The following is a 23,990-nucleotide window of genomic DNA, read 5'->3' as shown; positions in this document are numbered from 1 at the left end:
GCGATGGGAAGGGCACCTTCTACAACGCATAGCGATGCGCCGAGCTGCTGCTCGTCTCGCTACGCGAGCCGACGATGCCCTTCCTTTCTCAGTGGGTGTGGGCGGGTTCGTCTGGGCCGTGGGTGTGGTCGTCGGTGCGGTTGCGGCGGCGCATCCACCAGCCGGCGAAGAGGAGCAGGCCCAGGCCGCCGGCTACGGATGAGCCGACCACCGTCATGGTGTCGCCGGTGGACATGCCCTCCTCGACGGTGGAGGAGGCGGATGCCGGGGACGGGTCGGCCGAGGCCGGTGCGGCCGGGCCCGCGCCGGCCGCGTTGACCGCGGTCGCGTTGGGCAGGGCCACGTACGGGAAGGTGTCGCCGAAGGCGTTCTCGTTGGCGTCGACCGCGTCCCCGGCGGCCAGCGCGTCCACGATCTTGCCGGTCTGCGCCGCCCCGACCAGGGCCTGCAGTTCGATGTCGACGACGTCGTCGGCCAGCCGCCGCCCGTTCGGGAAGCCCTGCAGGTCTCCGCCGATGACGCCGAGCCGGTTCGGGTCGGCGGTGACCGGCACGGACAGGTTCAGCCGCAGCATCTCCGATGGGCGGAACTTCGCCGGGTTCACGTCGGCGTTGTTCAGCTGCGAGTTGAGGTCCGCCTTGATCGGGCCGTCGGCCTTGGTGGTGATGCCGGTCAGGAAGATCTCGACCAGGTCGTTGCGCGGGGTGGCCGGTGCGGGGATGTTGTAGATCGCCTCGATCAGCTTGGGCACCTCGGGTTCGGTGACCCGCTTGACCAGCTGCGGGATCTTCGCGTCGCCGTCGGGCCGGGAGGCGTTGAACGCGTCCTTGAGCCCGGCGGGCACGACGACCTCGTTGACCAGCGGGTTGCCCAGCCGTGAGACCTGCACCCGGTCACCGCTGCGCGGGTCGCCGGTGCGTCCGGTGATACGCACCCGGGGCCGCTCGGTGGTGGTCCAGACGCCGATCACGGGGTTGCGCTCGCCGTCGCCGCGCAGGGCGACGTCCTTGAAAGGCACCTCCAGCGCGATGGTGTTGACGTTGTATCCGGCGAGCGTGTCCTGCCCGGTCTCGCTGAGGTCGCCGCCGTAGAGCAGGTCGAACACCCGCAGGTCCAGGAAGAACGGGTCGTCGGCCTGCCCGGCGAAGACGCGCCAGCCGCCGGGCAGCTTGACGGTGGCCTGCTCGCGCAGCGCGCCGTAGTCCGGCATGGACGCCGGGCCGACCCGCGAGGGCGCGACCGCGACGTTGCTGGCGCGGGTGCGGAAGGCCTCGCCGTTGAACGAGGACTCCAGCGTGTACGTCTGCTTGAACAGCAGGTTCTCGTCGTCGAGCGAGGTCACCGGCCCGTTGTTTAGCAGGAAGGTGGAGTTGCCGCGCTTGTCGACGTTCTTGAACGTCCACCGGAAGCGGGCGTCGGGCCGCGCGTCCCCGTCGCTGTCCACATTGATCATGTACTGCGCGTCGGTGGCGAACGGGTGGAAGTTGGGGCCGCCGTTCGGCTCCTGGAACGGAACCCAGTTCGCCACGAACGTGACGTAGCCGGGACGGTCCGGGCTGACGAAGGCGTACAGGTCCGTCGCGTCGACGGCGGGGTCCTGCGCGATCAGGGGCGCCTCGCGGTGGCTGGACGCGCCGGCCGCGCCGGGTCCGAGCGCGTACAGGCCACCGGAGACGGCCACGCAGGCCGCCAGGGCGACCGCCAGGCCGGTGCGGCGGCGGGCCCGTCGGCGAAGGGTGAGTCTCATGGTCGGGTCCTCCCCGGTTCTGAGGGGCAGACGCGCGAACCGCGCCTGTTGCCGGAACTTCGGACCCGGACTCACGTATAGATGGCTACCTGTCCACTTGCCGTCACCGGGCCATCCGTATGCCCGCCGGCTTCGAAGCACCTCCTCGGCGCTCCGAACACGAGCCATGAAATGCGCGATTCGTTCATTTGCCCAGACACCGGTCAAACATCATTGAATGTGGTATTACCCGCCATAGGATGTCGCGGTGACCCGAACCTTCTCCTCCCGCCGCGCCCTCGTCGGCCTGACCGTCGTGGCGCTGCCGCTGACCCTCGCCGCCGCGGCCGTGGAGGAGCCGGACCCCGCCATCACCGTCGACGACGTACGGCGGGCCAGCGTGTCCGACGTCATCGACGTTCCCGCGCAGGTAAACGCCCGCAACGCGGCGACGCTGCGGGCCCCGGCCCGGGGTGTGCTGGTCGATCTGAAGGTCGAGCCCGGACAGCTCGTGGAGGCCGGTGACCTCATCGGCGTCATCGATTCGCCGATCGCGCAGCAGCGGCTGGCCCGCGCCGGCCAGGCGGCCAAGCGGGTCAAGGACATCAAGAAGATCGATCCCGCCAGCCTGGACGACCTCATCGACGACCAGCGGGATGCGGGCAACGAGCAGTACGACGCCGCACGCGACAACGCGAAACTGATCCCGTTCCCGCAGCTGCGGCAGCAGACGATCGACCAGATCAACGAGCAGCAGAACACCTTCAACGACACCATCGACGACCTCGAGGACTTCACCGACGACGTCGACGACAACCTGGAGAAGATCGACAAGATCCTGGTCGGGCTCAACGCGGTGACCCGCTTGCTGACCCAGTCGGCACTGGACTCCGCGCAGGCGACCGTCGACGCGCTGACCCTGCGCGCGCCGATCAACGGCACGGTGCAGCTCGGCGGGCCGGAGAGCAACGCGGTCATCTCGTCGCTGCTGGCCGACCGGCTGCCGTCCGGCCCGCTGGCCACCCTGCTGCCGGGCCTGACCGGGATCGACATCGGTGCGGGCGGCGCCGGCGATCCCGGCGTGAACGCCGCCCCGGAGGTGGGCGACCCGGTCTCCGCGGGCAAGGCGATCGTGACCATCGTGGACCTGAGCGAGCTGTCCGTGGTGGGGCAACTCGACGAGACCGACGTGCTCTCGGTACGCCCGGGCGACGTGGCCGACGTGTCGCTGGAGGCCACGCCGGGTACCTCGTACAGCGCGACCGTGACCTCGATCGACGTGCTGCCCACCCCGGCGGCCCGCGGCGGGGTGTCCTACCGCACCACGTTCAAGCTGGAGGGGCCGCTGGACCCGGCGCCGCTGCCCGGCATGACCGGCACGGCACACCTGCCTCTGGGCGACACGAGCGCGGCGCTGTCGGTGCCGCTGGGGGCGCTCTTCCAGCAGGCCGGCAAGGACTTCGTCTGGCTGGTCCGGGCCGGCAAGGCGATCAAGCAGCTGGTCACGGCCGGTTCGGCCGGGCCCGACCGCCGTGAGATCCTCCAGGGCCTGGTCGACGGCGACCGCGTCGTCGTCAGCGGGCTCGAGCAGATCCTCGAGGGGATGACGGTCGAGTGACCGCGGCCATCGAGGTGCGCCAGGCCGCCCGGACGTACCGGGTGGGCCAGACGGAGGTGGCCGCGCTGCGCGGGGTGAGCCTGACCGTGCGCCGCGGCGACCACATCGCCGTGGTGGGCCCGTCCGGATCGGGCAAGTCGACGCTGCTCCAGTTGCTGGGCGGGCTCGACCGGCCGACCGCCGGCAGCGTCGTCATCGACGGCCACGACACGACGACAGTCGGCGAGGCCGAGCTGGCCCGCATCCGCAACCGGGTCGTCGGCTTCGTGTTCCAGGGCTTCCACCTGCAGCCCCGGACGTCGGCACTGGACAACGTGGCACTGCCCCTGGTCTACCGCGGCGTGCGCCGCGCCGAGCGGCGGCGGCGCGCGGCCGAGCTGCTGGACCGGGTCGGGCTCGGCGCGCGGGCGCGGCACCTGCCCGGCCAGCTTTCCGGTGGCGAGCAGCAGCGGGTGGCGATCGCCCGCGCGCTGGTGACCGAGCCTGCGGTGCTGCTGGCCGACGAGCCCACCGGCAACCTCGACTCCGCCTCCGGCGGGCACCTGCTCGACCTGCTGGAGCAGCTCAACGCCGAACACGGCGTGGCGCTGGCGGTCGTCACCCACGACCACGATGTCGCCGCCCGCGCCCGACGGCGGATCGTGATGCGCGACGGCCGCATCATCACCGACACCGAGCACGACATCACGGCGGCCCCGACCGGTCCGGCACGGGCATGAGGACGACCCACGCGGCACGGGTGGACTGCGGTCCGGCCGCGACGCGGGATGGACGGGGACGGGCATGAGGATCGGCGAAGCGGCGCGGGTCGCGGTCGGCGCGCTGGTGGCCGCGCGGCTGCGGACCGGGCTCACCGTGCTGGGCGTGATGATCGGGGTCAGCTCGGTGATGGTGCTGATCGCGATCGGCGACGGCACCCGCCGCGAGGTGGCCGGGCGCGTCGACCAGCTGGGCTCGAACCTGCTGCTGGTGGTGCCGGGCAAGTTGGAGATCGGTATGCCGACCGTCTCCCGCATGCAGCTGTCCGACGTGGAGGCGGTGGCTCGTGTCGTGGGGGACCCGAAGCGGGTCGCGGCGTCCGTCGCGTCCGGCGAGATGGTGCAGGCCGGCACGGCCAAGACCTTCACCACGGTGGCCGGCGTGCTGGAGAACAACCGCACCGTGCTGGTGCGCGACATCGCCCGCGGCGGGTACCTCAGCCGCACCGACGTGGACAGCGCCCGGCGGGTCGCCGTGCTCGGTGCCACCGTGGCACGGGTGCTCTACGGCGACGCCGACCCGGTGGGCCGTCAGATCACCGTCGCGGGGGTGCGGTTCCGGGTGGCCGGGGTGTTCGCGCCACTCGGGCAGAGTCTCGGCGTCGACCGCGACGACGAGGTGCACATCCCGCTCACCACGGCGCAGCGGCTGTTCGCCACGACCCGGGTGGACGGCCTCGCGGTGCGCGCCGACGACCCCGCGGGCATGGCCGCGCTCGGCGACCGGATCGTCGCCGAGCTGGCCGAACGCCACCCGGACAGCGCCTTCAGCGTGGTCACCCAGGACCAGATCCTCAGCGTGCTCGGCGACATCCTGGACGTGCTGACCGGCGTGCTCGGCGCCACGGCCGGCATCTCGCTGCTGGTGAGCGGCGTCGGCGTCGCCAACATCATGCTGGTGTCGGTGCGTGAGCGCACCCGCGAGATCGGCCTGCGCAAGGCCGTCGGCGCCCGCCCCGCCGACATCGCCGCCCAGTTCCTGGCCGAAGCGGTCCTGCTGACCAGCGTCGGCGGCGTGCTCGGCATCGCTCTGGGCGCGGCCGCCACGGTCGCCGTCGAGCGCCTGACCCCGCTGCCGACCCTGCTCACCGGCTGGTGCATCGCCCTGTCCTTCGGCGTCGCCGCAGCCGTCGGCATCATCTTCGGCGTCCTGCCCGCCCTGCGCGCCGCCCGCCTCGACCCCGCCCCCGCCCTCCGCACCGAATGAAAGGAAGGGCACCGTCGGCTCGCGTCAGCGAGCAGCAGCTCGGCACAACGCTTTGCGTGGCAGAAGGTGCCCTTCTTACCGCTCAACGGGGCGGTGACCAGGGCCGCGATCAGGCCTGGGCGAGCTTCACGGTCGGGGTGACCTTGACGATCACGCGCACCTCGTCGGCCTTGCGCCACGGGTAGGTGTCCTTGCCCAGGTACTTGTACGCGAGCTTGTCGATGTGCGCGTCCGCGCCCTCCTCGACGAACTCGACGTCGCCCTTCACCCACAGGGTGCGGTAGTCGTTCGCCTTGTCCACGATGGAGATCCCGACCCGCGGATCGCGGACCAGGCTGTTGTACTTCACCCGGCCCTTGGCGGTGTTGAAGAGGATGTGCTCGCCGTCGGTGTCGACCCAGACCGGAGTCACGTGCGGCGAGCCGTCGAAGTCGATCACGCCGACATGGGCCAGTTGGGGCTCGTTGAGCAGCGCGATGTCATCGTCGGTCAAAATAGTCATAGGACGCAATCTACCCGTTATCTCCGGCGGAGACGGCTACTCCGCGGGCATCGGAATGCGCAGCGACATGGTGCCGCGCAGGTCGAGCCAGGCGCTGCTCGGGCCGCGGACCAGCCGCATCACCACCTCCTGGCAGGACGGGCAGCGTGCGACCAGGCCGGGCGCGTGCGCGTACACCTTCATGCCCGCCACCGGTCCCTCGTCACCGCAGCTGACGCAGCGCCCCATGGCACTGGTCATGTCCACCGCGAAGATCTCGCGCAGCGGTCCTGCCAGCGCGTTGCCGTCGGTGAAGTCGTCGGAGAAGAGATCCATCACGGTATGCCTTCCGTCAGGTCCCGCTGGGTCCGAAGCGCTCGGTCTTCACCCGGCGCGCGTCGTGGCCGAGCGCGATCAGGATGTCCGCGACCGCCTCGACGAAACCGGTCGGTCCGCACACGAAGCAGGCCGGCTGGAAGTCCGGCGGCCAGCCGCCGTTGTTGACATCGGCCACGCCCAGCCGCCGCGGCGGCAGCGGCCAGCCCTCGGGCGTCTTGCGGGTGTACACGTAGCTGACGTCCAGCCCGAAGTCGTCGCGGACCCGGGTGCGCAGCTCGTCGGCGTAGTAGCGGTCCTCCGGCGTGCGCGCCGAGTAGATGAGGCGGAACAGGGCCTTGCTGCCCGCCGCGCGCCGGGCCCGGATCATCGCCATCAGCGGCACGATGCCCGACCCGCCGCCGATCAGCAGCACCGGCGCCGGGTCCGCGGACCGCCAGACGAACCACCCGCCCACCGGCCCCCGCAGCTCGATCACGTCGCCGACCGACAGGGTCTCGGTGAGGTACGGCGACACCTCCCCGTCCTCGACCAGCTGCACGGTCAGCACCACGCGCGAGCCGTCGGCGGGCGTGGCGATGGAGTAGCTGCGCTGCGTGCTGTACCCGTCGTCGGCCGTCAGCCGCACGTCGACGTGCTGGCCGGGCAGGTGCCCCGGCCAGTCGGGCACGTCGAACACCAGCGTGCGCGCGCTGGGCGTCTCGTCCCGGAACTCGACCAGCCTGGCCGCCCGCCAGACCAGCCGCGGGCTCAGTCCCCCTGGTACCGCTGCTCGCGCCATGGGTCACCGTAGTCGTGGTAGCCGGCGCTCTCCCAGAACCCCGGGCTGTCCTCGTCCGTCAGCGTGATGCCGCGCACCCACTTCGCCGACTTCCACAGGTACAGGTGCGGCACCAGCAGCCGGGCCGGGCCGCCGTGCTCGGGCGTCAGATCCTCCCCGTCGAACTTGTACGCGATCCAGGCCTGCCCGTTCCGCAGGTCCTCGTACGGCAGGTTCGTGGTGTAGCCGCCGTACGAGTGGACCATCGCGTAGTCGGCGGCCGTGTCCACGCCATCCAGCAGCACATCCAGGCTGACGCCCTGCCAGTCCGTGCGCAGTTTCGACCACTTGGTGACGCAGTGCAGGTCGACCGTCGGCCGCTCACTGGGCAGCGCCATCAGCTGCTTCCAGTCCCACCGGTGCTTCTCCCCGGCCTCCGTGATGATCACGAACTCCCAGGTGTCCGTCGGCACCCGCAGCGTCGGCCCCGCCGTCAGCACCGGGAAGTCCTCGGTCAGATACTGCCCCGGCGGCAGCCGCACCCCGCCGCCCTCAACTCCCCGCCGTCCCCGGAACCCCGGCGACACAATCCCACCCATCCCCCACAACTACCACCCCGCACCCCCGCCCACCCCCGCTCTTCCGCGTTGATCATGAACTTATGGCACGGCTCGACGGCGTGTCGCCGCCACAACTTCATGATCACCGGAGTGGCGGGCGCGTCCGGCGGGCACGTGCGGGCCGGGGGCGGAATGCGGAAAGGCGCGCCCGCAGTGCGGACGCGCCTTTCCGGTGGTGAGCTGAGGCTGGGGTCAGCGCTCGGTGACCGGGACGAAGTTGCGCTCCGGGGCACCGGTGTAGACCTGGCGCGGACGGCCGATCTTGGTGGCCGGGTCGCTCATCATCTCGCGCCACTGGGCGATCCAGCCGGGCAGGCGGCCCAGCGCGAACAGCACCGTGAACATCTTCGTGGGGAAGCCCATGGCCTTGTAGATCAGGCCGGTGTAGAAGTCCACGTTCGGGTAGAGCTTGCGCGAGACGAAGAAGTCGTCGGCCAGCGCGATCTCCTCGAGCTGCATCGCGAGGTCCAGCAGCGGGTCCGGCTTGGCCATCCGGCCGAGCACGTCCTGCGCCATGTTCTTCACGATCGCCGCGCGGGGGTCGTAGTTCTTGTACACCCGGTGGCCGAAGCCCATCAGGCGTACGCCGTCCTCGCGGTCCTTGACCTTGCGGACGAAGGCCTGCACGTCGCCGCCCTCGGCGCGGATGCGCTCGAGCATCGACAGCACGGCCTCGTTGGCGCCGCCGTGCAGCGGGCCGGACAGCGCGTTCACGCCGGACGACACCGAGGCGAACAGGCTGGCCTGGGCCGAGCCGACCAGGCGCACGGTCGACGTGGAGCAGTTCTGCTCGTGGTCGGCGTGCAGGATCAGCAGCAGGTCCAGCGCCTTGGCGAAGACCGGATCGATCTCGTAGCCGGTGGCCGGCACGCCGAAGGTCATGCGCAGGAAGTTCTCCACGTACCCGAGGGAGTTGTCCGGGTACAGCATCGGCTGGCCGATGGACTTCTTGTACGCGTACGACGCGATGGTCGGCAGCTTGGCGAGCATGCGCACGGTCGAGATCTCGACCTGCTCGTTGTCGAACGGGTCCTGGCTGTCCTGGTAGAACGTGCCCAGGGCGCTCACCGCGGCGGACAGCACGGCCATCGGGTGGGCGTCGCGCGGGAAGCCCTCGAAGAACCGCTTCATGTCCTCGTGCAGCAGCGTGTGCATGCGCACCCGGTCGGTGAACTCCGACAGCTGCGTAGCGCTCGGCAGCTCGCCGTACATCAGCAGGTACGAGACCTCCAGGAAGGTGGAGTGCTCGGCCAGCTGCTCGATGGGGTAACCGCGGTAACGAAGGATTCCCTCGTCGCCGTCGATGTAAGTGATCGCGGAAGTGCAGGCCGCGGTGTTGACGAAGCCCGGGTCGTACGTGACGTACCCGGTTTCCTTCAGCACCTTGCCGATGTCGAGCCCGGATGGGCCCTCGACGGCCGGCTGCACTTCCAGGGAGAGGTGTCCACCCGGGGTTTCCAGGTTCACGTCCGCCACGACTTCCCTCGCTTTATCGGGAGCTTCTTTTACCAAAGTTAAGTTTCAGGGTAAGCACTCGGCGGCGGCATCCGCCCCATCCGGGGCTGAGGGGAGAATCACGGTGCCCGGCTCGCTTTAAGCCGACTTACCCTCTTTTCTGTCGAATTAACAGGGGTTGTGTGTCCAGAGCGACTGCCTCGCGCGAGCCCGCGCCTTAGGCTGGACCCGTGGCGACGGAGCCCCTGGCGAGCGTGGACATGCCGGGCGAGGAAGCCGAACGTTGGCTGGCCCTCGCGGTGAAGTTCGCTGTCGCCAACGTGGAGTCGGGCGGCGGCGGACCCTTCGCGTCGATCATCGTACGCAGCGGCGAGGTCATCGGCCGCGGCGTCAACCGGGTCATCCGCGACCTGGACCCCACCGCGCACTCCGAGATCGTGGCCATCCGCGCCGCCTGCCGCCAGGCCCTGCACTTCCGCCTGCCCGGGGCCGTGCTGGTCTCCACGTGTGAGCCGTGCCCGATGTGCCTGACCGCGGCGCTGTGGGCCGAGGTCGGCCGCATCGTGTACGCCGTCGACCGCCACGAGGCCGCCGCGGCCGGATTCCCGCAGGTCGAGCTGTACGACCTGTTCGAGGACCCGCAGCACAAATGGACCGTGCCGGTCGGCAAGATCTCCATCGCGCAGGCCCAGGACCCCTTCGAGGCCTGGCAGCGCACCAAGCCCCAACGCCAAGCCCGCCCCTGAACCCGCGCCCCGCGCCCCGCGCCCCGCGCCCCGCGCCCCGCGCCCCGCGCCTGCAGTTTCGGGGAAACTGCGCCCATCCTCGACCGGATTCATGCACTTTCCCCGAACCTGCATGACGAGCCGGCCCGAGGCCGCACACCGGGCGTGAGGCTGGCCGGTCAGGCGGGGTGGGCCACTTTCCAGGCGGTGAGGAGCTGGGCCTCGTCGTCGCGGGTGATGCCGGCCCAGGGCTTGCGGGTCGGGCCGGTGGCGAGCCAGGCCAGGGTGTCGCGGGCGGTGTCGGCGAGCGGGCGCGGCGTGAGCCCCGCGGCAAGCGCGTCGGTGACGTCGCGGGACAGGAACCCGGCGCCCTCCGGCAGCGGCAGCCACATCGGCAGCGACCGCTCCCCGGCCCATGGCTCGACTCCCTGCGCCGCGAGGAACTCCTGGTCGACCCAGGTCACCTGGGGTGTGGCGCCGACGCCCTGCGCGATGCCGGCGAGGAAGTCCCCCCGGCCGATCGGGGCGCCGGTGCCGTCGTACACCCCGGAGAGCCGTTGCTCAGCGGCCTGCACCAGCCAGGCGGCCAGGTCGCGCACGTCGATCCACTGCACGGCGTCGCCGGGCGTGCCCGGGGCCAGCACCTCGCCGCCCTCGGCCACCCGCGCCACCCAGTAGTCGAAGCGGCCCGTCGGGTCCTCCGGGCCGACGATGAGCCCGGCCCGGCACAGCATCGCCCGGTCCGGCCCGACGGCGTCGAGCAGCGCCTGCTCGCAGGCGACCTTGGCCGGGCCGTAGTTCTCGCCGGTCGCGTCGTCGGTCTCCAGCGGCAGCGGGGCCAGCACCGGGGCCTCGGTCGCGCGCTGGCCCGGAGTGCTCTGGTCGCCGTAGACGGAGCAACTGGACACGTACACCCAGTGTGGGACGCGCGCGCCGAGCGCGGCGACCGCGTGGCGGACGTGGCTCGGCCGCCGGGCCACGTCGATCACCGCGTCGAAGTCCCCGTCGAGCCCGGCGAGCCCGCCCGGGGCGTCCCGGTCGGCGGTCACCAGCGTGGCCCCTGCCGGGACCTCGCCGGATGTGCCGCGGGCGACGCAGGTCACGTCATGGCCCGCGGCCACCGCGTGGGCGGCCACGGCGCGCCCGAGGAAGACAGTGCCGCCGAGTACCAGGAGTCGCATGGCCGCAAGCATCGCCGACCCGCCCGCCAATCGCACACCCGTTCGCCCTCGGCGTACCCGGCGCTCAGCCGGGTGGGATGAGGCGGTGGTCGAGGGCGGTGTGGCGGCGGCCCGCGCCGAGGGTGCGCACGGCGACCGCGAGGGCCCGGGTCGACCCGGCGAGCACGACCAGCTTCTTGGCCCGGGTGATCGCGGTGTAGAGCAGGTTGCGCTGCAGCATCATCCAGGCGCTGGTGGTCAGCGGCACGACCACGGCGGGATACTCCGAGCCCTGCGACCGGTGGATGCTGATGGCGTACGCGTGGACCAGCTCGTCGAGTTCGTCGAAGCCGTACTCGACGTCCTCGTCCTCGTCGGTGCGCACGATCAGCTTGTGGTCGTCGGGGGCCATGCCGGTGACCACGCCGACGGTGCCGTTGAACACCCCGGCCGTGCCCTTGTCGTAGTTGTTGCGGATCTGGGTGACCTTGTCGCCGACCCGGTAGACCCGCCCGCCGTAGCGGCGCTCGGGCCGGCCTTCGACCGCCGGGGTCAGCGCCTGCTGGAGCAGCTGGTTGAGGTTGCCCGCGCCGGCCGGGCCCCGGTGCATCGGGGTGAGCACCTGGATGTCGCGGCGCGCGTCGAGGCCGAACTTCTTCGGGATGCGCTGCGAGACCAGGTCGACCACCAGCGGCGCGGTCGCCTCGCTGTCGTCGCACTCGAAGAAGAAGAAATCAGGGAAGCCCTTGACCTGTGGGAACTCGCCGGCGTTGACCCGGTGCGCGTTGACCACCACGCCGGACTGCTGCGCCTGGCGGAAGATCTGGGTCAGCCGTACGCGGGGCACGACGTCGGCGTTGAGCAGGTCCCGCAGCACCTCGCCCGCGCCGACCGAGGGCAGCTGGTCGACGTCGCCGACGAGCAGCAGGTGCGCCCCGGGCGCGACGGCCTTGACCAGTTTGTTGGCCAGGATCAGGTCCAGCATCGAGGCCTCGTCGACCACCACCAGGTCCGCATCGAGCGGGTTGTCCCGGTCGTAGCTCGGGTCGCCGCCGGGCTGGAGCTTCAGCAACCGGTGCACCGTGGTCGCCTCGTGGCCGGTCAGCTCGGCGAGCCGCTTGGCGGCCCGGCCGGTCGGCGCGGCCAGCACGATCTTCGCGCGCTTGGCGCGGGCCAGCTCGACGATCGAGCGTACGGTGAAGCTCTTGCCGCAGCCCGGACCGCCGGTCAGCACCGCGACCTTCTCGGTCAGCGCGAGCCGCACCGCCTGCTCCTGCTCGGGGGCCAGCTCGTGGCCGGTGCGGGCCTTCAGCCAGACCAGCGCCTTGGCCCAGTCGACGCCGTCGAACGCGGACAGCCGGTCCCGCGAGGTGTTGAGCAGGGTCAGCAGGCTGCCCGCGAGACCGCGCTCGGCGCGGTGGAACGGCACCAGGTAGATCGCGGGCACCGAACCGTCGGCACCGGGCACGTCCTCCCGGACCACGCCCTCCTCGTCGATCAGCTCGTGCAGGCAGTTCGTGATGAGGTCGGCGGGCACGCTCAGGTCGGCGCCGTCGGAGTCGGTGACGGCGAGGATCTTCGCGGCGGCGGTGGTGAGGTTCGGGGCAGGCAGGAAGCAGTGGCCGTTGTCGGCGGCCTCGCTGAGCGTGTGCTGCAGGCCCGCCTTGACGCGCTGCGGGCTGTCGTACGCGATGCCGACCGCACGGGCGATGGTGTCGGCGGTGCGGAACCCGATCCCCCACACGTCGGCGGCCAGCCGGTACGGCTCCTCGCGCACCACCGTGATGGAGCCGTCGCCGTACTGCTTGTAGATGCGCACGGCGAGCGAGGTGGACACGCCCACGCCCTGCAGGAAGATCATGACTTCCTTGATGGCCTGCTGCTCCAGCCAGGCCGCGGCGATCAGCTTGGTGCGCTTCGGGCCGAGTTTCGGCACCTCGATCAGGCGCTGCGGCTCCTCCTCGATGACCCGCAGCGTGTCCACGCCGAAGTGGCCCACGATGCGCTCGGCGAGCTTCGGGCCGATGCCTTTGACCAGCCCGGAGCCGAGATATCGCTCGATGCCGACGATGGTCGCGGGCAGCACGGTGGTGTAGTTCCACACCTCGAACTGGCGGCCGTAGCGCGGATGCGAGGTCCAGCGGCCGGTCAGCCGCAGGCTCTCCCCCGGCTGCGCGCCGAGCAGCGCGCCGACCACGGTGAGCAGGTCGTTGCCGGACTTCTCGGTCGCCACCCGGGCGATGGTGTAGCCGGTCTCCTCGTTGGCGTAGGTGATGCGCTCCAGCACCGCCTCCAGCACGACACCCGGCGGGCGGTTCGGCGCGGCGGCCGGGGGCGAGGACAACGCGGTCACCCCGACATGGTGCCGTACCGGTGTGTCGAAACGCAGGCCGCGCCCCGGCGGGGCTCAGCGTTCGGGGCGGATGTTGGGGTTGAGATGGAAGGCGTTGTCCGGGTCGTAGGCGGCCTTGATTCTGGCGAGGCGGCGGTAGTTGTCGAGGCCGTAGCCTGCGACGACGCGCTCCTGGCCCTCCTGGCCGATGAAGTTGCTGTAGACCGCACCGGTGGACCACGGTTTGACGTCCGCGCGCAGATCGCGGGCCCAGCGCACGGCGCGCTCGTCGTCCTCGGCTTCGGTCCACAGGCCCAGCGGGTGCACCACCCACGGGGCGCGCCGCCACGGGACCGGGTATCCGGTCGGGCCCGCGGCCACCGCGCCGCCGTACGGGAAGAGCACGTGCTGCGACGGCGACGGGACGACCATGTCGTACGCCCGCGCGCAGAACAGCTCGATCGCCCTGTCGGGCAGCGAGTCCAGGTGCTCGGCGGACCAGTAGTTGCGGTAGCCGGGCGGGTCGTCGAACATGCACTGCAGCTCGGCGTAGGGCACCTCGGCGAGCAGCTCGCCCTCGTGGCCCAGCTTCAGCAGCGGCCCGATCACCTTGCGCGCCTGCGCCAGGTCACCGGCGTACGTGACGAGCATGGCGCAGGTCAGCTTGCCGACCAGGTGCGCGGGCACGAACGGCTCGGCGGGCCCGGTCAGGTAGATCACGCCGCCGCCGACCTCCTCGGGCGCGTTCTCCATGAAGTCGCGGTAGGCGCGGGTCACCTCGGGTCCCGCCTCCGGCCGCCACAGCAGCAGCGCCACCGAGGCCGTCGGCAGAGGGTGCAGGCGCAGCGTCAGGGAGGTGACGACGCCGAAGTTGCCGCCGCCGCCGTGCAGCGCCCAGAACAGGTCCGGATGGCTCTCCTCGCTGGCCACCACGGTGTTGCCGTCGGCGGTGACCAGCTCGGCGGCGACCAGATTGTCGCAGGCCAGGCCGAACTTGCGCTCCAGCCAGCCGGAGCCGCCGCCGAGCGTGAAGCCGCCGACGCCGGTCGTGGACACCCGGCCGCCGGTGGTGGCCAGGTCGAAGGGCTGGGTGGCCCGGTCCAGGTGGCTCATCGTCGCGCCGCCGGCGATGCGTACCACGCGCCGCTGCGGGTCGACCGTCGCCTGGTTCATCCGGCGCAGATCGATGACGATGCCGCCCTCGGTCGACGCGGTGCCCGCCACGCCGTGCCCGCCCCCGCGCACCGCGATCTCCAGGCCCTGCTCGCGCCCGAACTCGATGGCCCGGGACACGTCCGCCGCCGTGGCGCACTGGGCGATCACACTCGGCCGCTTGGTGATCATCGAGTTGAACAGGGCGCGCGCTTCGGCGTACGGCGCATCCGCCGGCCCGAGCACCGACCCGGCGAAGCCGGCCCGCAGGTCGGCCACCACCGTCTCACCGAGGACCGTCATCGGAACTCCCCCCGCAGGCGCATGGCTGGGCCAGTCCGGGCTGGCAACGCCGGGATCCGCAGATCAGCCTAGTCAGGCCGGGGACATGTCACCGCAAAAAGCTACTTCTTCCCACATACCAGCTCGAAGGCGCGGCACGGCTGGGAAAGTCTGTGATCAGGGGTGGCTCTGATGGCTGCGGTCGGCACGGGACCACATCGCCGGGCGGCGTATCTGGCGACGGCGATGGGCATGCTGCACGCCCTGCTGGCACTGCTGTCGTTCTGGCTGCTGCACGACGTGCCGAAGCCCGGTTCATCGGACGCCGACCTGGTCGCTTACTACAGCGGCAGCGGCGGCCGCACGGTGCTGATCGTGGGCATCTACCTGCTGCCGGTGTCGGCCATCGCGTTCATCTGGTTCACCGTGGCGCTGCGCATGTGGATCTCCCAGCACGGCCATCCGGAGCATTTCCTCTTCTCGAACCTGCAACTCGTCGCCGGCATCGTGTACGCGGCACTGCTGCTGGTCGCGGCGGCGGCGTTCAGCGTCGACTCGGCGGTGGCCCGGCTGACCGAGGGCCCGGTGAACCCGCAGAGCGCCCGCGCCTTCCCGCAGTTCGGCCGGATGCTGGCGGTCATGCTCGACTCGCGTATGGCGGCCATCTTCGTGATGACGACGGCCGGCATCGGCCGGTCGACGAAGGTGCTGCCGTCCTGGTTCGTCTGGCTGAGCTACCCGCTGGGCCTGCTGCTGCTGTTCGGGGCCAGCTTGGAGACCGAGTTCGCCCTGGTCTTCCCGGCCTGGATCACGGTGCTCGCGGTGCTGCTCATCCTGCGGGTGCGGCGGTCCGCCGAGTCACGCCCCGGTGATCCGGTCACCGGGGCGTGACGCAGGTCAGCAGAACCAGCCGTCCTGCACCCAGCCGTTGCGGTTGACGTGGCCGTAGGCGAAGCCGTAGACGTAGCCGCCCTGCCTGGGGCCCTTGACGAGGAACGTCTGGCCCGCGTATAGCGTGCCCATCCAGGCGCCGAGCGGCTCGGTGCGCACGAACAGGGAATCGGCGCACACGGTCTCCCGCACGCCGACGGTGCCGTTGGCCGCCTGCGCCGCGGACGGCACGGCCAGCAGGGCGAGTCCGGTCACGATCGCGGCCGCCGCCCGGAGGGTCCTGGTCACCATGAGTCGTACCCTCCGATGCACTCGATCCGCATGAAGCCCCAGTCGTTGGGCCCGAAGTCGAAGGTCGCCGCCCAGCCGTTGTAGACCGGGTGCGCGCCCGGGGTGTGACCGATCTTGTTGCCGTACTCGAGCACCCGCTTGAGCCCGTGCGGCCCGGAAGCCGAGTCGTAGTTGTCGTAGAAGCTGGCGCTCTGGCAGACGTTGATCGCGTGCCGGGGTACGACGACTGCCTGGGCGGGGCTCGCGGTGGCGAGCGCACCCACGACCACCAGGGACGCGACGATTCTCGTGGAGATTCGCATATCCACCCTCTTCACTTGATGGTGATCGCGCCAAGCTATCAGGACTGTAGTTTCTGCACAAGGATCAAGGAAGCGATGAAACTTTCCTTTGCAGGACACGGTCCGGGGCGGGCGGACGGCGGCAGTTCACCGCCGGTTCGCGGCAGCCGGGCCGTCGGCCGGAAGTTGCGCGTCCGCCGCGTCGCCGATGACGGACTCGGGGTGGGCCGCGACGTACTCGTCGAGCGTGCCGGCCGCGGCCGCCTGGAACATCAACAGGGTCTGCGGGCTGATCGCCTGGGTGCCCTTGACCTTGGCGCGGTTGTACATGCCGTTGTTGGTCTTGAGCATGACCAGGTCGGCGGTGGCGAGACCGCGCAGCGTCCAGATGTAGTCGAACAGGTCGGCGTGCCCGGTGTCGAGCTTCAGCGTGCTGCCCGCGGCCTGGAGCAGAGAATTGATCTTGATCGGGTTGGTGATGACCCCGGCCGAGGTGACCTTGTCGCCGACCGCCTTCAGCAGCTGCTGCTGGTGGCGCTGCCGGTCGTAGTCGCCGTACGGACCGCTCTTGCGCTGGCGCACGTAGTCCAGCGCCTCCCAGCCCGCCATGTCGCGGCAGCCGACGTGGTGCACGTAGGTGTTGGGCAGGAACACCCCGGACTTCTTGCCGTAGGCGTACTGCGGTTTGCCGTCCACCACGACGAAGTGATCCGAGCGGGTCTCCTGGTCGACGCACATGTGCACGCCGTCCAGCTCGTCGACCACGTTCTTGAACGCGTCGAAGTCGACGACCGCCACGCCGTCGAACTTCAGCCCGGTCAGCTCGTGCACCATGTTCGCGGTCAGCGCGGCCCCGCCCTGCCAGCCCTGCCCGTTGCGCGAGCCGTAGGTGTAGGCCGCATTGGCCCGGGTCCGTGCGCCGTGGAAGTTCGCCTTCGGGTACGCCGGAATGTGCACCAGGGCGTCGCGCGGGATGGACATCAGGTATGCCCGGTCGTGCCCGGCCGGCACGTGCAGCATGATGATCGTGTCGGCCCGTCCGCTGCCCTCGACCCAGCCGTCGCGCGTGTCCAACCCCAGCAGCAGCAGGTCGATCGCACCGCGCAGGGTGCGGCCCTCGACCGTCGGCTCCTTGCGCGCCTCCCCCTCCAGCACCGAGCCGGTCTCCACCGCGCTGGTCAGGCTGTGCAGGTAGGACTGGGTGACCAGGGCGCCGCCGAAGCCCAGCGCCAGCACGAGCACCATCATGCCGAGCATCAGCACCGCCCACACCGGCAGTCGCCGCCGGCGGGGCCGGAGCGGGGGGATGTCGGGCAGGCCGCGGGGGCTCTCGAGCGGGGTCATCAGTCTCTCCGTGCCGGGGGTCTCCTGGCGAAGGACCATACCAGCCGTTAACTGATCATTAGCGTGTTTTGTCTCGTTCGCTGGGCTTGGCAGGTTTCAGAAGATCCGTACCGGGTACCTCGGAGGCAAGAGATATCCGCTATCTCGGAGGAGTTCGGACATGGGTATCAAGGACAAGATCAGCAACGAAGCCGAGAACGTCACGGGCAAGGCCAAAGAGGCCACCGGCAAGATGACCGACAACGAGAGCCTCGAGGCCGAGGGCAAGATGGACCAGGCTTCGGCGAAGGTGAAGAAGGCCGGCGAGAAGGCCAAGGACTCGATGAGCGACGCCAAGGACGCGGCCAAGGACGCCATTCGCCGGTAGTCGTCGCCGCCCATGATTGCGCCGCCCCTGCGGAAGATCGCAGGGGCGGCGCGTTCGGCTGCTCGATGCCGACCGTCGAGTCGGCGGTTCAGTGCTCGGAGCCGGAGAACGGCTCGGGCGGGTTGCGCGGGTCGCGGCGCTCCTCGGTGAGGCGCTCGGTGTCCTCGTGCCGGCGTTGCTCGTCGCGGTGCGCCTCGTCCCGGGTGTGCTCCAGGTCGGAACCGGCCGCCGGTTCGATCGGCTCGTACTCCTCCGGGCTGTGATCGGTCATGTTTTACCGCATACCCGCGCCACGGCCTGCACAAACGCTTGCGCGGAGGGGGTCGGGTGTATCCTGATCATCTCGGCGACATCCCGTGTTGTGCCCGCCGCGGGCCCGTCGCGACCCTATGATCTGTTGACATGACAGTCAGTGAACAGCTCATCACGGCGAGCAACGAGGAGCGGGCGGACCTTCGCGCCGAGCTGATCACTCTGCTCGACCGCTGGCAGGCCTGGCGCAACGACCCGGCGTACCCGGGCACCGGCCGGGTGGGACCGGCCTGGCAGGCGGGCCTCGACCGGGCCATCGCCGACACCCGGCAGTCCGTGGACGCGCTGCCGCCCGATCACGATCCCAGTGCGCTGGCCGACCTGACCCAGCCCCTGCTGAGCACCTTCTGGGCACACCGGCCGGGCCCGATGGCCGAGGTCGTCACCCAGGTGGCACTGCTGCGGCTGCGGGCCGTGGCGATGCACGGCCGGGTCGCCCGACAGCTCGCACAGGAACTCGCGCAGCAACCCGTGGGCACCGCCGCGAATTGATCGTCCGGTTTAGCCCCGCCGAGGGACGGGTACCTCATCGGCGATGGGGAGTGTTCCTCGAGTGGGGAGATCGAAGTGCTTGTTCTAGGCCTGATTCTGTTGCTGCTGGGGTATTTCCTCAACATCAGCATCCTCTGGACCATCGGTCTGATCCTGCTGATCGTAGGTGCGATCCTCTGGATCCTGGGCGCGGTGGGACGCCCCGTGGGCGGACGACGGCATTATTGGTGACAGGATCTCAACGACGAAAAGGGGCGCCCGCGGGCGCCCCTTTTCCTGCTCCAGCGGCGCTATCGCCGCTCGTCCGCGGCGGCCGGTCGGGTCGACGCGGCCAGCACGACCGCGATCAGCAGCCCGGCCACCGCCTGCACCACCGGGATGCCCGTGTAGAGCTCGGGCAGCGCCTGCGCCGCGATGCGCGTGCCCGACGGGTCGAGCATCTCCGGCGTGAACAGGAAGCCGATCGCCAGGTAGACCGACCAGGTGAACAGCCCGGCCAGCGCGGCCAGGGCCCACAGGCCGCCGCGGCGTGCGGGCGACGGACGCAGCCACAGCACGGCCAGGTCGGCGAGCACACCGGCGACCAGCAGGCCCCCGATGAGTTCGAGGTTGCCGAAGCCGGTGATCGCCGCGCAGAGCGCGCCGATGACCGCGTAGACGACCGTGACGCTGCCGGGCGGCAGCGTCCAGCGCCGGGCCAGCGTCAGGATCGGAATGATCAGCACCAGGTTGGTGACCAGGATCGAGGTCGCCATGTCCGAGCTGAGCCGCTCGTCGAGGTTGGTCAGCGCCATCATGATCCGGCCCGGGGTGTACACCAGCGCGTTGGCGTACTGCAGGAACAGCAGGACCAGCGTGGCGCCCAGGGCGATGGACAGCACCGCAGGCAGCAGCCCCAGCAGCCCGGGGGCCGGGTCGGTGCGGCGCGCCCACGCCGTGCGCAGCGGCGTGGTCACGATGATCATCATCGCGGTGACCAGGCCCAGATGGGTGGGGCTGAACAGGATGTCGATGGTCTGCTCGACGCCGAACACGACGTGCCAGAGCATGTCCCCGAGGCCCGCCAGGGCGAACCCGCCGATCGCCAGCACCGCCGCCGGGTAACCGGCCGGCATGGCCCGCAGGTCGGGCAGCCGCCCGCCGCGGAACGCGGCCCGGCAGGTCCACAGGATCCAGCCCGCGGTCACGATGAAGCCCCAGTAGAACACCGCGTGCCACGGCGTGAAGAACGTCTCCAGCTGCGGCACGTTGTTGTGCGCCCAGGCGTCGACCATCAGGCCGATGGTGAACCACGTGCCCAGCAGCACGGTCACCAGGTCGGTGCGGTATGAGGTCACCGGCCGGTCCGGATCGGACGCCACGGCGACCTGTTCGGGTGCGGTGCTGACCATGTGGATCCCCATCCTGCCGTGAGCCGGTTCCGTGGCGGACAAAGGATATCGCCGACGATCACCGTCTGCCGACCGCAGGAGTGGCCACCAACGGCGGCCCACCGATCTACGCAGGTCAGAGCAGCGTACGGGAGGCGGCTTCCGATTCGGCGAGCCGGAAGCCGCCTGCCCGCCGCGCAGGATCAGGGGGTCGTGGTAGGCGCGGCCGAGGCGGTGGGCGCGGCCGGAGGCACGGGCAGCGGGGCGCCGCCGTCGGGCAGCGTGTTCGGCGGGAACGGCCAGGGCATCGGCTGCCCGTCGAAGTCCCGCTTGCGCAGCCGCTCCAGCAGCTGGCGCTTCAGCTCCTGGTCGCGCAGCCGCTGCTCGGGGCGCACCCGCTCCTCACGGTCCCGCATACCGCCCCAGGGACCGCGCTCGTGCCGGTCGAACTCGTGGTGGCCGCGGTGGTGCCCCGCCATCAGGCCCGCCGCGAGGCCGAGGCCACCGCAGACCACTCCGCCCAGCAGGAACGCGATCAGCAGCGCGGCCAGCGTTCCCACGGACGGCCGGGACCAGGTGCGGGCGGGCGGCGCGGGCCGTGGCTCCGGAGCCGGCTCGGGGGTGGTGTCGTCGACCGGCTGCTGCGGCTCGGTGGTCATACGGGCTCCCAGGCTGAGGGGGTACGGCAGGACGCCGGCGCTGCCGCGCGGGCCGGGTACCACTGTGACACCGTGCGGCGCTGCGCGGAAGCCGGGCGTGGTACACATGGGCCGGTGGACGCTGAGGAGGAGCCGGGCGGACGGCGCGTGGAGGACCTCGTGCTCGACGCCGCCCGTGACTGCGTGCTGGCGTACGGGGTGCGCCGGACGACGGTGACGGACGTGGCGCGCCGGGCCGGGGTGTCCCGGATGTCGGTGTACCGCCGCTGGCCCGACGTGCAGAGCCTGGTCGGCGACCTGATGAGTCGCGAGTGGCACCGCGTGATCGTGGACGCGGCCCGGCAGGCCGCCGCGGCCGACGGGCCCTTGCGCTCCCGGCTCGTGGCGCAGTCCGTGGCCGCCGCGGCGACGCTGCGGGCCCATCCGCTGCTCCGCAAGATCATGGAAGTGGATCCCGAGATCCTGCTGCCGTACATGCTGGACCGGCGCGGCGCGGGACAGGAGGAGATGCTCGGCTTCCTGGTCGAGATGATCGCGGCGGGGCAGGCCGAGGGCTCGGTGCGCGCCGGTGACCCGGCCCGCCTGGCCCGGGCCGTGCTGCTGACCGCGCAGTCCTTCGTGCTGTCCGTGGCCACCGTCTCCGACGGGCACACCCCGGCCGAACTCGACGACGAGCTGGGCCTGCTCCTGGACCGCTACCTGTCCCCCGCCCCCACGACCGGCAGCCGCGGACGAACCGCCTCCAGCTCACCGCGCTAGCACCAGGCGTCCACCGCGCCGCATCGCACCACCCGCCCTGTCATCGACGTTGGCCTATCACATCGAATTCAGGTCACCTGGAATCGATGTGATAGGCCAACGTCTATGAAAGTCGAGGGGCCGGCGTCTATGGCAGGGTGGGGGCCAGGATGGACAGGGCGGCGGGCAGGGCGCGGATGCGGAGTTCGCCGAGCACGGTGAGCGGGTCGCCGTCGGCGTACGCGGGCACCCGGCGGTCGGTGGCCACGGTGACCGTCGTCCCGCGCAGCACGGTGACCTCGGGGCGGCGCACGTGTGCGCCGGTCCGCATCTCGCGGAGGATCAGCGGGAACAGCATTTTGGACGCGTCGCCGAGCACGATCACGTCGAGCAGCCCGTCGTCGACGGCGGCGTCGGGCGCGACGTGCAGTCCGCCGCCGTAGTAGCCGGAGTTCGCCACCACCACGGAGTACGCCCGCACCGGAGTGAGCCGCTCGCCGTCGACGGTGAGCCGGTAGACCGTGGGCCGCCAGCCGACCAGCGCACGTGCCGCGGCCAGCGGGTATACCAGCCCCGCCGGGGTGAACCGGGCCTGGTTGGCGCGCTCGTTGGCGGCCGCGTCGACCCCGGCGTACACGCTGCCGAGCACGATCTCGCCACCCGCGTCGAGCACGTCGGCGCGGCGCGGCTCGCCGTGCAGCAACAGCGACGCGACCTCCTCGGGACGGCTCGGCAGGCCGAGTTGCCGGGCCAGGTCGTTGCCGCGCCCGGCAGGGACGACGCCCAGCACGCCGTCCGTGCCCGCCAGCGCGGCGCCGAGGCAGCGCAGCGTGCCGTCGCCCCCGGCGGCCAGCACCGTCTCGCCGTCGGCGGCACAGCGCCGGGCGACCTCTCGGGCCTGCCCGACGCCCCCGGTGTACTCGACGCGCACCCGCGCCCCGCCCGCGCGCAGCAGCTGCGCGACCGGCATCAGCCGGGCCAGCCCACGGCGCGCGGCCGGGCCCACCACGGCCGTGAACGACCTGGCCATCAGGGCGCCGGGCGGGGCGCTACGAGGATGCCCGGGTTCAGCACCCCCGCCGGGTCGAGTTCGCGCTTGACGGCGCGCAGCACGTCGACCCCGAGCGGGCCGACCTCCTGGGCGAACCAGTCGCGGTGCTCGGTGCCGACGCCGTGGTGGTGGCTGATCGTGCCGCCGGCCGCGATGATCGCGTCGTTGGCCGCCGCCTTGGCCCGCTGCCAGCGCGCCACCGGCTCGTCGCCGAATGCGGTGACCACGGTGAAGTAGAGGGAGGCCCCGGTCTCGTACACGTGCGACACGTGGCACAGCACCATCGACGGCACGGGCAGCGCCGCGAACAGCGCCTCGCGCACGGCCTCGTACAGGCCGGGCAGCGCGGACCAGAACGCCGCGGTCTCCAGGGTCTCGGCGAACGCGCCCGCGTCGAGCAGCGCGTCGCGCAGGTAGGGCGCGTCGAACCGGTGCGCGGCCCACTGCTCCCCCGGCTCGGTGCCCAGCTCCTGCCCGCCGCATTCGCGCAGCACCGCCGCGGTCTCCGCCACGGCGCGCTCGACGGACGCGCCCTCGTGGCCGACCACGAGCAGGCAGCCCCCGTCGCCGCGGCCCCGGCCGGTCGCCCCGAGCATGGTCTCGACCTCGTCGGACAGCCGCAGCACGGTCGGCCGCGGCCCGTCCTGGGCCAGCCGCCGCGCCGCCGCGACACCGTCGGCGAACGACTCGAACCGCCAGCCCTCGTAGTGGCGCTGCGCGGCGACCGGACGGACCCGCACGGTGACGTCGGTGATGACGCCGAACGCGCCCTCCGAGCCGAGGAACAGGCGGCGCAGGTCGGGCCCGGCCGACGACGCGGGGGCGCGGCCGGTGGTGAGCGTCCCGCGCGGGGTGGCCACGGTCATCCCGACGACCATGTCGTCGAAGCGGCCGTAGCCGGCCGAAGCCTGACCGGAGGAGCGGGTGGCGGCGAAGCCGCCGATGGTGGCGTACTCGTACGACTGCGGGACGTGGCCGAGGGTGAAACCGTGCTCGGCCAGCAGTTCGTCGGCGCGCGGCGCGGGCAGCCCGGCCTGCAGCACCGCGGTGCGCGACACGGGGTCGACCGCGATCAGCCGGTCGAGGCGGCGCAGGTCGAGCGTGAGGTATCCGTCGGCCTCGGGGGTGAGCCCGCCGACGACCGAGGTGCCGCCGCCGAACGGCACCACCGCGAGCCGGTGCTCGGCACAGACCGCCAGCACGGCCAGCACCTGGTCGTGGTCGGCCGGGGCGACGACCGCGGCCGGGAGCGCGGGCAGCTCGCCCGCGCGCTGGTGATAGAGGTCCGGAGTGGACTTGCCCGACGCGTGCAGCGCACGCTCGGCGGCGTCGGTGCTGACGTGCTCCGCACCGACCACGGCGGCCAGGGCGGCGAGGGCGTCCGCGGCCAATGCCGGCGGCGCCGCCACGGCGTCCAGCGCGACGGGCGCGGTCGGCGGCGTCACCTCGAAGACCTGCTTGAGCAGCCCCGCCACGGCCTCCGGCAGCGGCTTCGCGTGCTCCGGTGTGCCCCAGCGCGCCCAGCCCGCGCGCCGCTCTTCCCGCATCGCATCCATGTGTGACAGAGTTACATCTAGTGTCA

26 protein-coding genes are annotated in these 23,990 nt (G+C 71.4%); 9 read left to right on the top strand and 17 right to left on the bottom strand.

Annotated elements, in window-relative coordinates; genetic code table 11:
• Positions 1 to 88 precede the first annotated feature (88 nt).
• Entirely contained in the window at positions 89 to 1,747 is a 1,659-nt protein-coding gene (locus tag FLL47_RS29970; RefSeq protein ID WP_144124963.1) for a DUF4331 domain-containing protein, read from the bottom strand.
• A 247-nt stretch (positions 1,748 to 1,994) separates the two neighbouring features.
• On the opposite strand from FLL47_RS29970, the gene FLL47_RS29965 reads away from it, so the two are divergent.
• The 3 genes from FLL47_RS29965 to FLL47_RS29955 all read left to right on the top strand — a co-directional run bounded on the left by FLL47_RS29965 (position 1,995) and on the right by FLL47_RS29955 (position 5,309).
• The gene (locus FLL47_RS29965; RefSeq protein ID WP_144124960.1) at positions 1,995 to 3,344 is read left to right on the top strand and encodes an efflux RND transporter periplasmic adaptor subunit; all 1,350 of its coding nucleotides are present in this window, start codon (positions 1,995 to 1,997) and stop codon (positions 3,342 to 3,344) included.
• A complete protein-coding gene (locus tag FLL47_RS29960; RefSeq protein WP_144124957.1) occupies positions 3,341 to 4,063 on the top strand; it encodes an ABC transporter ATP-binding protein in 723 nt (240 codons plus the stop codon). The genes FLL47_RS29965 and FLL47_RS29960 overlap by 4 nt, the downstream gene beginning before the upstream one ends.
• 64 nt (positions 4,064 to 4,127) lie before the next feature.
• Positions 4,128 to 5,309 (top strand): ABC transporter permease, encoded by a 1,182-nt coding sequence (locus FLL47_RS29955; protein ID WP_144124954.1) that lies wholly within the window; start codon positions 4,128 to 4,130, stop codon positions 5,307 to 5,309.
• Between the two features lie 109 nt (positions 5,310 to 5,418).
• Here the strand turns inward: FLL47_RS29955 and FLL47_RS29950 are convergent, their stop codons facing one another.
• The 5 genes from FLL47_RS29950 to FLL47_RS29930 all read right to left on the bottom strand — a co-directional run bounded on the left by FLL47_RS29950 (position 5,419) and on the right by FLL47_RS29930 (position 8,982).
• Entirely contained in the window at positions 5,419 to 5,811 is a 393-nt protein-coding gene (locus FLL47_RS29950; RefSeq protein WP_144124951.1) for a PPOX class F420-dependent oxidoreductase, read from the bottom strand.
• A gap of 36 nt (positions 5,812 to 5,847) precedes the next feature.
• Complete coding sequence (locus tag FLL47_RS29945; RefSeq protein ID WP_144124948.1) at positions 5,848 to 6,126, bottom strand: DUF6510 family protein; 279 nt, start codon at positions 6,124 to 6,126, stop codon at positions 5,848 to 5,850.
• A 16-nt stretch (positions 6,127 to 6,142) separates the two neighbouring features.
• A complete protein-coding gene (locus FLL47_RS29940; RefSeq protein ID WP_144124944.1) occupies positions 6,143 to 6,907 on the bottom strand; it encodes a ferredoxin reductase in 765 nt (254 codons plus the stop codon).
• Positions 6,877 to 7,473, bottom strand: coding sequence for a molybdopterin-dependent oxidoreductase (locus tag FLL47_RS29935; protein ID WP_222106274.1), 597 nt, complete (start codon positions 7,471 to 7,473; stop codon positions 6,877 to 6,879). The genes FLL47_RS29940 and FLL47_RS29935 overlap by 31 nt, the downstream gene beginning before the upstream one ends.
• 225 nt (positions 7,474 to 7,698) lie before the next feature.
• Positions 7,699 to 8,982: a citrate synthase gene (locus FLL47_RS29930; protein ID WP_144124938.1), complete on the bottom strand. Its 1,284-nt coding sequence runs from the start codon at positions 8,980 to 8,982 to the stop codon at positions 7,699 to 7,701.
• Between the two features lie 209 nt (positions 8,983 to 9,191).
• Here FLL47_RS29930 and FLL47_RS29925 point away from each other — a divergent pair, with 209 nt between their 5' ends.
• Complete coding sequence (locus FLL47_RS29925) at positions 9,192 to 9,707, top strand: nucleoside deaminase (RefSeq protein ID WP_222106269.1); 516 nt, start codon at positions 9,192 to 9,194, stop codon at positions 9,705 to 9,707.
• Positions 9,708 to 9,865: 158 nt separating this feature from the next.
• On the opposite strand, the gene FLL47_RS29920 is transcribed toward FLL47_RS29925, so the two are convergent.
• The 3 genes from FLL47_RS29920 to FLL47_RS29910 all read right to left on the bottom strand — a co-directional run bounded on the left by FLL47_RS29920 (position 9,866) and on the right by FLL47_RS29910 (position 14,633).
• Positions 9,866 to 10,867, bottom strand: coding sequence for an NAD-dependent epimerase/dehydratase family protein (locus FLL47_RS29920; protein WP_144124935.1), 1,002 nt, complete (start codon positions 10,865 to 10,867; stop codon positions 9,866 to 9,868).
• A gap of 64 nt (positions 10,868 to 10,931) precedes the next feature.
• Positions 10,932 to 13,190 (bottom strand): SF1B family DNA helicase RecD2, encoded by a 2,259-nt coding sequence (recD2, locus tag FLL47_RS29915; protein WP_144125341.1) that lies wholly within the window; start codon positions 13,188 to 13,190, stop codon positions 10,932 to 10,934.
• Between the two features lie 63 nt (positions 13,191 to 13,253).
• A complete protein-coding gene (locus tag FLL47_RS29910; RefSeq protein ID WP_144124932.1) occupies positions 13,254 to 14,633 on the bottom strand; it encodes an FAD-binding oxidoreductase in 1,380 nt (459 codons plus the stop codon).
• A gap of 171 nt (positions 14,634 to 14,804) precedes the next feature.
• On the opposite strand from FLL47_RS29910, the gene FLL47_RS29905 reads away from it, so the two are divergent.
• Positions 14,805 to 15,503, top strand: coding sequence for a hypothetical protein (locus tag FLL47_RS29905; protein ID WP_144124929.1), 699 nt, complete (start codon positions 14,805 to 14,807; stop codon positions 15,501 to 15,503).
• A gap of 6 nt (positions 15,504 to 15,509) precedes the next feature.
• On the opposite strand, the gene FLL47_RS29900 is transcribed toward FLL47_RS29905, so the two are convergent.
• The 3 genes from FLL47_RS29900 to FLL47_RS29890 all read right to left on the bottom strand — a co-directional run bounded on the left by FLL47_RS29900 (position 15,510) and on the right by FLL47_RS29890 (position 17,419).
• Complete coding sequence (locus tag FLL47_RS29900; RefSeq protein ID WP_144124926.1) at positions 15,510 to 15,794, bottom strand: hypothetical protein; 285 nt, start codon at positions 15,792 to 15,794, stop codon at positions 15,510 to 15,512.
• Positions 15,788 to 16,096 carry a hypothetical protein gene (locus FLL47_RS29895; RefSeq protein ID WP_246158832.1) on the bottom strand — a complete coding sequence of 103 codons (309 nt, stop codon included), beginning with the start codon at positions 16,094 to 16,096 and terminating at the stop codon, positions 15,788 to 15,790. Before FLL47_RS29895 ends, FLL47_RS29900 begins: the two co-directional genes overlap by 7 nt.
• Before the next feature lie 126 nt (positions 16,097 to 16,222).
• Positions 16,223 to 17,419, bottom strand: a complete 1,197-nt coding sequence (locus FLL47_RS29890) for an LCP family protein (RefSeq protein WP_186315986.1) — start codon at positions 17,417 to 17,419, stop codon at positions 16,223 to 16,225.
• Between the two features lie 160 nt (positions 17,420 to 17,579).
• On the opposite strand from FLL47_RS29890, the gene FLL47_RS29885 reads away from it, so the two are divergent.
• Positions 17,580 to 17,786, top strand: a complete 207-nt coding sequence (locus tag FLL47_RS29885; protein WP_144124920.1) for a CsbD family protein — start codon at positions 17,580 to 17,582, stop codon at positions 17,784 to 17,786.
• An 88-nt stretch (positions 17,787 to 17,874) separates the two neighbouring features.
• Here the strand turns inward: FLL47_RS29885 and FLL47_RS29880 are convergent, their stop codons facing one another.
• The gene (locus tag FLL47_RS29880; protein ID WP_144124918.1) at positions 17,875 to 18,057 is read right to left on the bottom strand and encodes a hypothetical protein; all 183 of its coding nucleotides are present in this window, start codon (positions 18,055 to 18,057) and stop codon (positions 17,875 to 17,877) included.
• 131 nt (positions 18,058 to 18,188) lie between these two features.
• Between FLL47_RS29880 and FLL47_RS29875 the strand changes: the two genes are divergently transcribed.
• Positions 18,189 to 18,590 carry a hypothetical protein gene (locus FLL47_RS29875; RefSeq protein WP_144124915.1) on the top strand — a complete coding sequence of 134 codons (402 nt, stop codon included), beginning with the start codon at positions 18,189 to 18,191 and terminating at the stop codon, positions 18,588 to 18,590.
• Between the two features lie 75 nt (positions 18,591 to 18,665).
• The gene (locus FLL47_RS43185; protein ID WP_186315985.1) at positions 18,666 to 18,821 is read left to right on the top strand and encodes a DUF6131 family protein; all 156 of its coding nucleotides are present in this window, start codon (positions 18,666 to 18,668) and stop codon (positions 18,819 to 18,821) included.
• A 59-nt stretch (positions 18,822 to 18,880) separates the two neighbouring features.
• On the opposite strand, the gene FLL47_RS29870 is transcribed toward FLL47_RS43185, so the two are convergent.
• Both FLL47_RS29870 and FLL47_RS29865 read right to left on the bottom strand, forming a co-directional pair.
• Positions 18,881 to 19,981, bottom strand: coding sequence for a hypothetical protein (locus FLL47_RS29870; RefSeq protein WP_144124912.1), 1,101 nt, complete (start codon positions 19,979 to 19,981; stop codon positions 18,881 to 18,883).
• A gap of 182 nt (positions 19,982 to 20,163) precedes the next feature.
• Positions 20,164 to 20,619, bottom strand: coding sequence for a hypothetical protein (locus FLL47_RS29865; protein ID WP_144124909.1), 456 nt, complete (start codon positions 20,617 to 20,619; stop codon positions 20,164 to 20,166).
• A gap of 114 nt (positions 20,620 to 20,733) precedes the next feature.
• Here FLL47_RS29865 and FLL47_RS29860 point away from each other — a divergent pair, with 114 nt between their 5' ends.
• Entirely contained in the window at positions 20,734 to 21,378 is a 645-nt protein-coding gene (locus FLL47_RS29860; protein ID WP_144124906.1) for a TetR/AcrR family transcriptional regulator, read from the top strand.
• 127 nt (positions 21,379 to 21,505) lie between these two features.
• On the opposite strand, the gene FLL47_RS29855 is transcribed toward FLL47_RS29860, so the two are convergent.
• Both FLL47_RS29855 and FLL47_RS29850 read right to left on the bottom strand, forming a co-directional pair.
• The gene (locus FLL47_RS29855; protein ID WP_144124903.1) at positions 21,506 to 22,387 is read right to left on the bottom strand and encodes a diacylglycerol/lipid kinase family protein; all 882 of its coding nucleotides are present in this window, start codon (positions 22,385 to 22,387) and stop codon (positions 21,506 to 21,508) included.
• Positions 22,387 to 23,955: an FAD-binding oxidoreductase gene (locus tag FLL47_RS29850; RefSeq protein WP_144125335.1), complete on the bottom strand. Its 1,569-nt coding sequence runs from the start codon at positions 23,953 to 23,955 to the stop codon at positions 22,387 to 22,389. Before FLL47_RS29850 ends, FLL47_RS29855 begins: the two co-directional genes overlap by 1 nt.
• Positions 23,956 to 23,990: the final 35 nt, after the last annotated feature.

Origin of the sequence: Catellatospora sichuanensis (assembly GCF_007483665.1) — a bacterium.
In the GTDB taxonomy this organism is placed as follows: Bacteria; Actinomycetota; Actinomycetes; order Mycobacteriales; family Micromonosporaceae; genus Catellatospora; species Catellatospora sichuanensis.
Note: the sequence above shows the minus strand (reverse complement) of the source record. Positions and strands in the feature narration are given on the sequence as shown.

What these genes read in the sequence shown, in the direction of transcription:
- FLL47_RS29890 (WP_186315986.1), bottom strand. Translation starts at nt 17,419, where the DNA reads ATGACCCCGCTCGAGAGCCCCCGCGGCCTGCCCGACATCCCCCCGCTC.
- FLL47_RS29955 (WP_144124954.1), top strand. Translation starts at nt 4,128, where the DNA reads ATGAGGATCGGCGAAGCGGCGCGGGTCGCGGTCGGCGCGCTGGTGGCC.
- FLL47_RS29970 (WP_144124963.1), bottom strand. Translation starts at nt 1,747, where the DNA reads ATGAGACTCACCCTTCGCCGACGGGCCCGCCGCCGCACCGGCCTGGCG.
- FLL47_RS29905 (WP_144124929.1), top strand. Translation starts at nt 14,805, where the DNA reads ATGGCTGCGGTCGGCACGGGACCACATCGCCGGGCGGCGTATCTGGCG.
- FLL47_RS29870 (WP_144124912.1), bottom strand. Translation starts at nt 19,981, where the DNA reads ATGGTCAGCACCGCACCCGAACAGGTCGCCGTGGCGTCCGATCCGGAC.
- FLL47_RS29855 (WP_144124903.1), bottom strand. Translation starts at nt 22,387, where the DNA reads ATGGCCAGGTCGTTCACGGCCGTGGTGGGCCCGGCCGCGCGCCGTGGG.
- FLL47_RS29920 (WP_144124935.1), bottom strand. Translation starts at nt 10,867, where the DNA reads ATGCGACTCCTGGTACTCGGCGGCACTGTCTTCCTCGGGCGCGCCGTG.
- FLL47_RS29945 (WP_144124948.1), bottom strand. Translation starts at nt 6,126, where the DNA reads ATGGATCTCTTCTCCGACGACTTCACCGACGGCAACGCGCTGGCAGGA.
- FLL47_RS29940 (WP_144124944.1), bottom strand. Translation starts at nt 6,907, where the DNA reads ATGGCGCGAGCAGCGGTACCAGGGGGACTGAGCCCGCGGCTGGTCTGG.
- FLL47_RS29880 (WP_144124918.1), bottom strand. Translation starts at nt 18,057, where the DNA reads ATGACCGATCACAGCCCGGAGGAGTACGAGCCGATCGAACCGGCGGCC.
- FLL47_RS29885 (WP_144124920.1), top strand. Translation starts at nt 17,580, where the DNA reads ATGGGTATCAAGGACAAGATCAGCAACGAAGCCGAGAACGTCACGGGC.
- FLL47_RS29875 (WP_144124915.1), top strand. Translation starts at nt 18,189, where the DNA reads ATGACAGTCAGTGAACAGCTCATCACGGCGAGCAACGAGGAGCGGGCG.
- FLL47_RS29950 (WP_144124951.1), bottom strand. Translation starts at nt 5,811, where the DNA reads ATGACTATTTTGACCGACGATGACATCGCGCTGCTCAACGAGCCCCAA.
- FLL47_RS29900 (WP_144124926.1), bottom strand. Translation starts at nt 15,794, where the DNA reads ATGGTGACCAGGACCCTCCGGGCGGCGGCCGCGATCGTGACCGGACTC.
- FLL47_RS29865 (WP_144124909.1), bottom strand. Translation starts at nt 20,619, where the DNA reads ATGACCACCGAGCCGCAGCAGCCGGTCGACGACACCACCCCCGAGCCG.
- FLL47_RS29910 (WP_144124932.1), bottom strand. Translation starts at nt 14,633, where the DNA reads ATGACGGTCCTCGGTGAGACGGTGGTGGCCGACCTGCGGGCCGGCTTC.
- FLL47_RS29895 (WP_246158832.1), bottom strand. Translation starts at nt 16,096, where the DNA reads ATGCGAATCTCCACGAGAATCGTCGCGTCCCTGGTGGTCGTGGGTGCG.
- FLL47_RS29850 (WP_144125335.1), bottom strand. Translation starts at nt 23,955, where the DNA reads ATGCGGGAAGAGCGGCGCGCGGGCTGGGCGCGCTGGGGCACACCGGAG.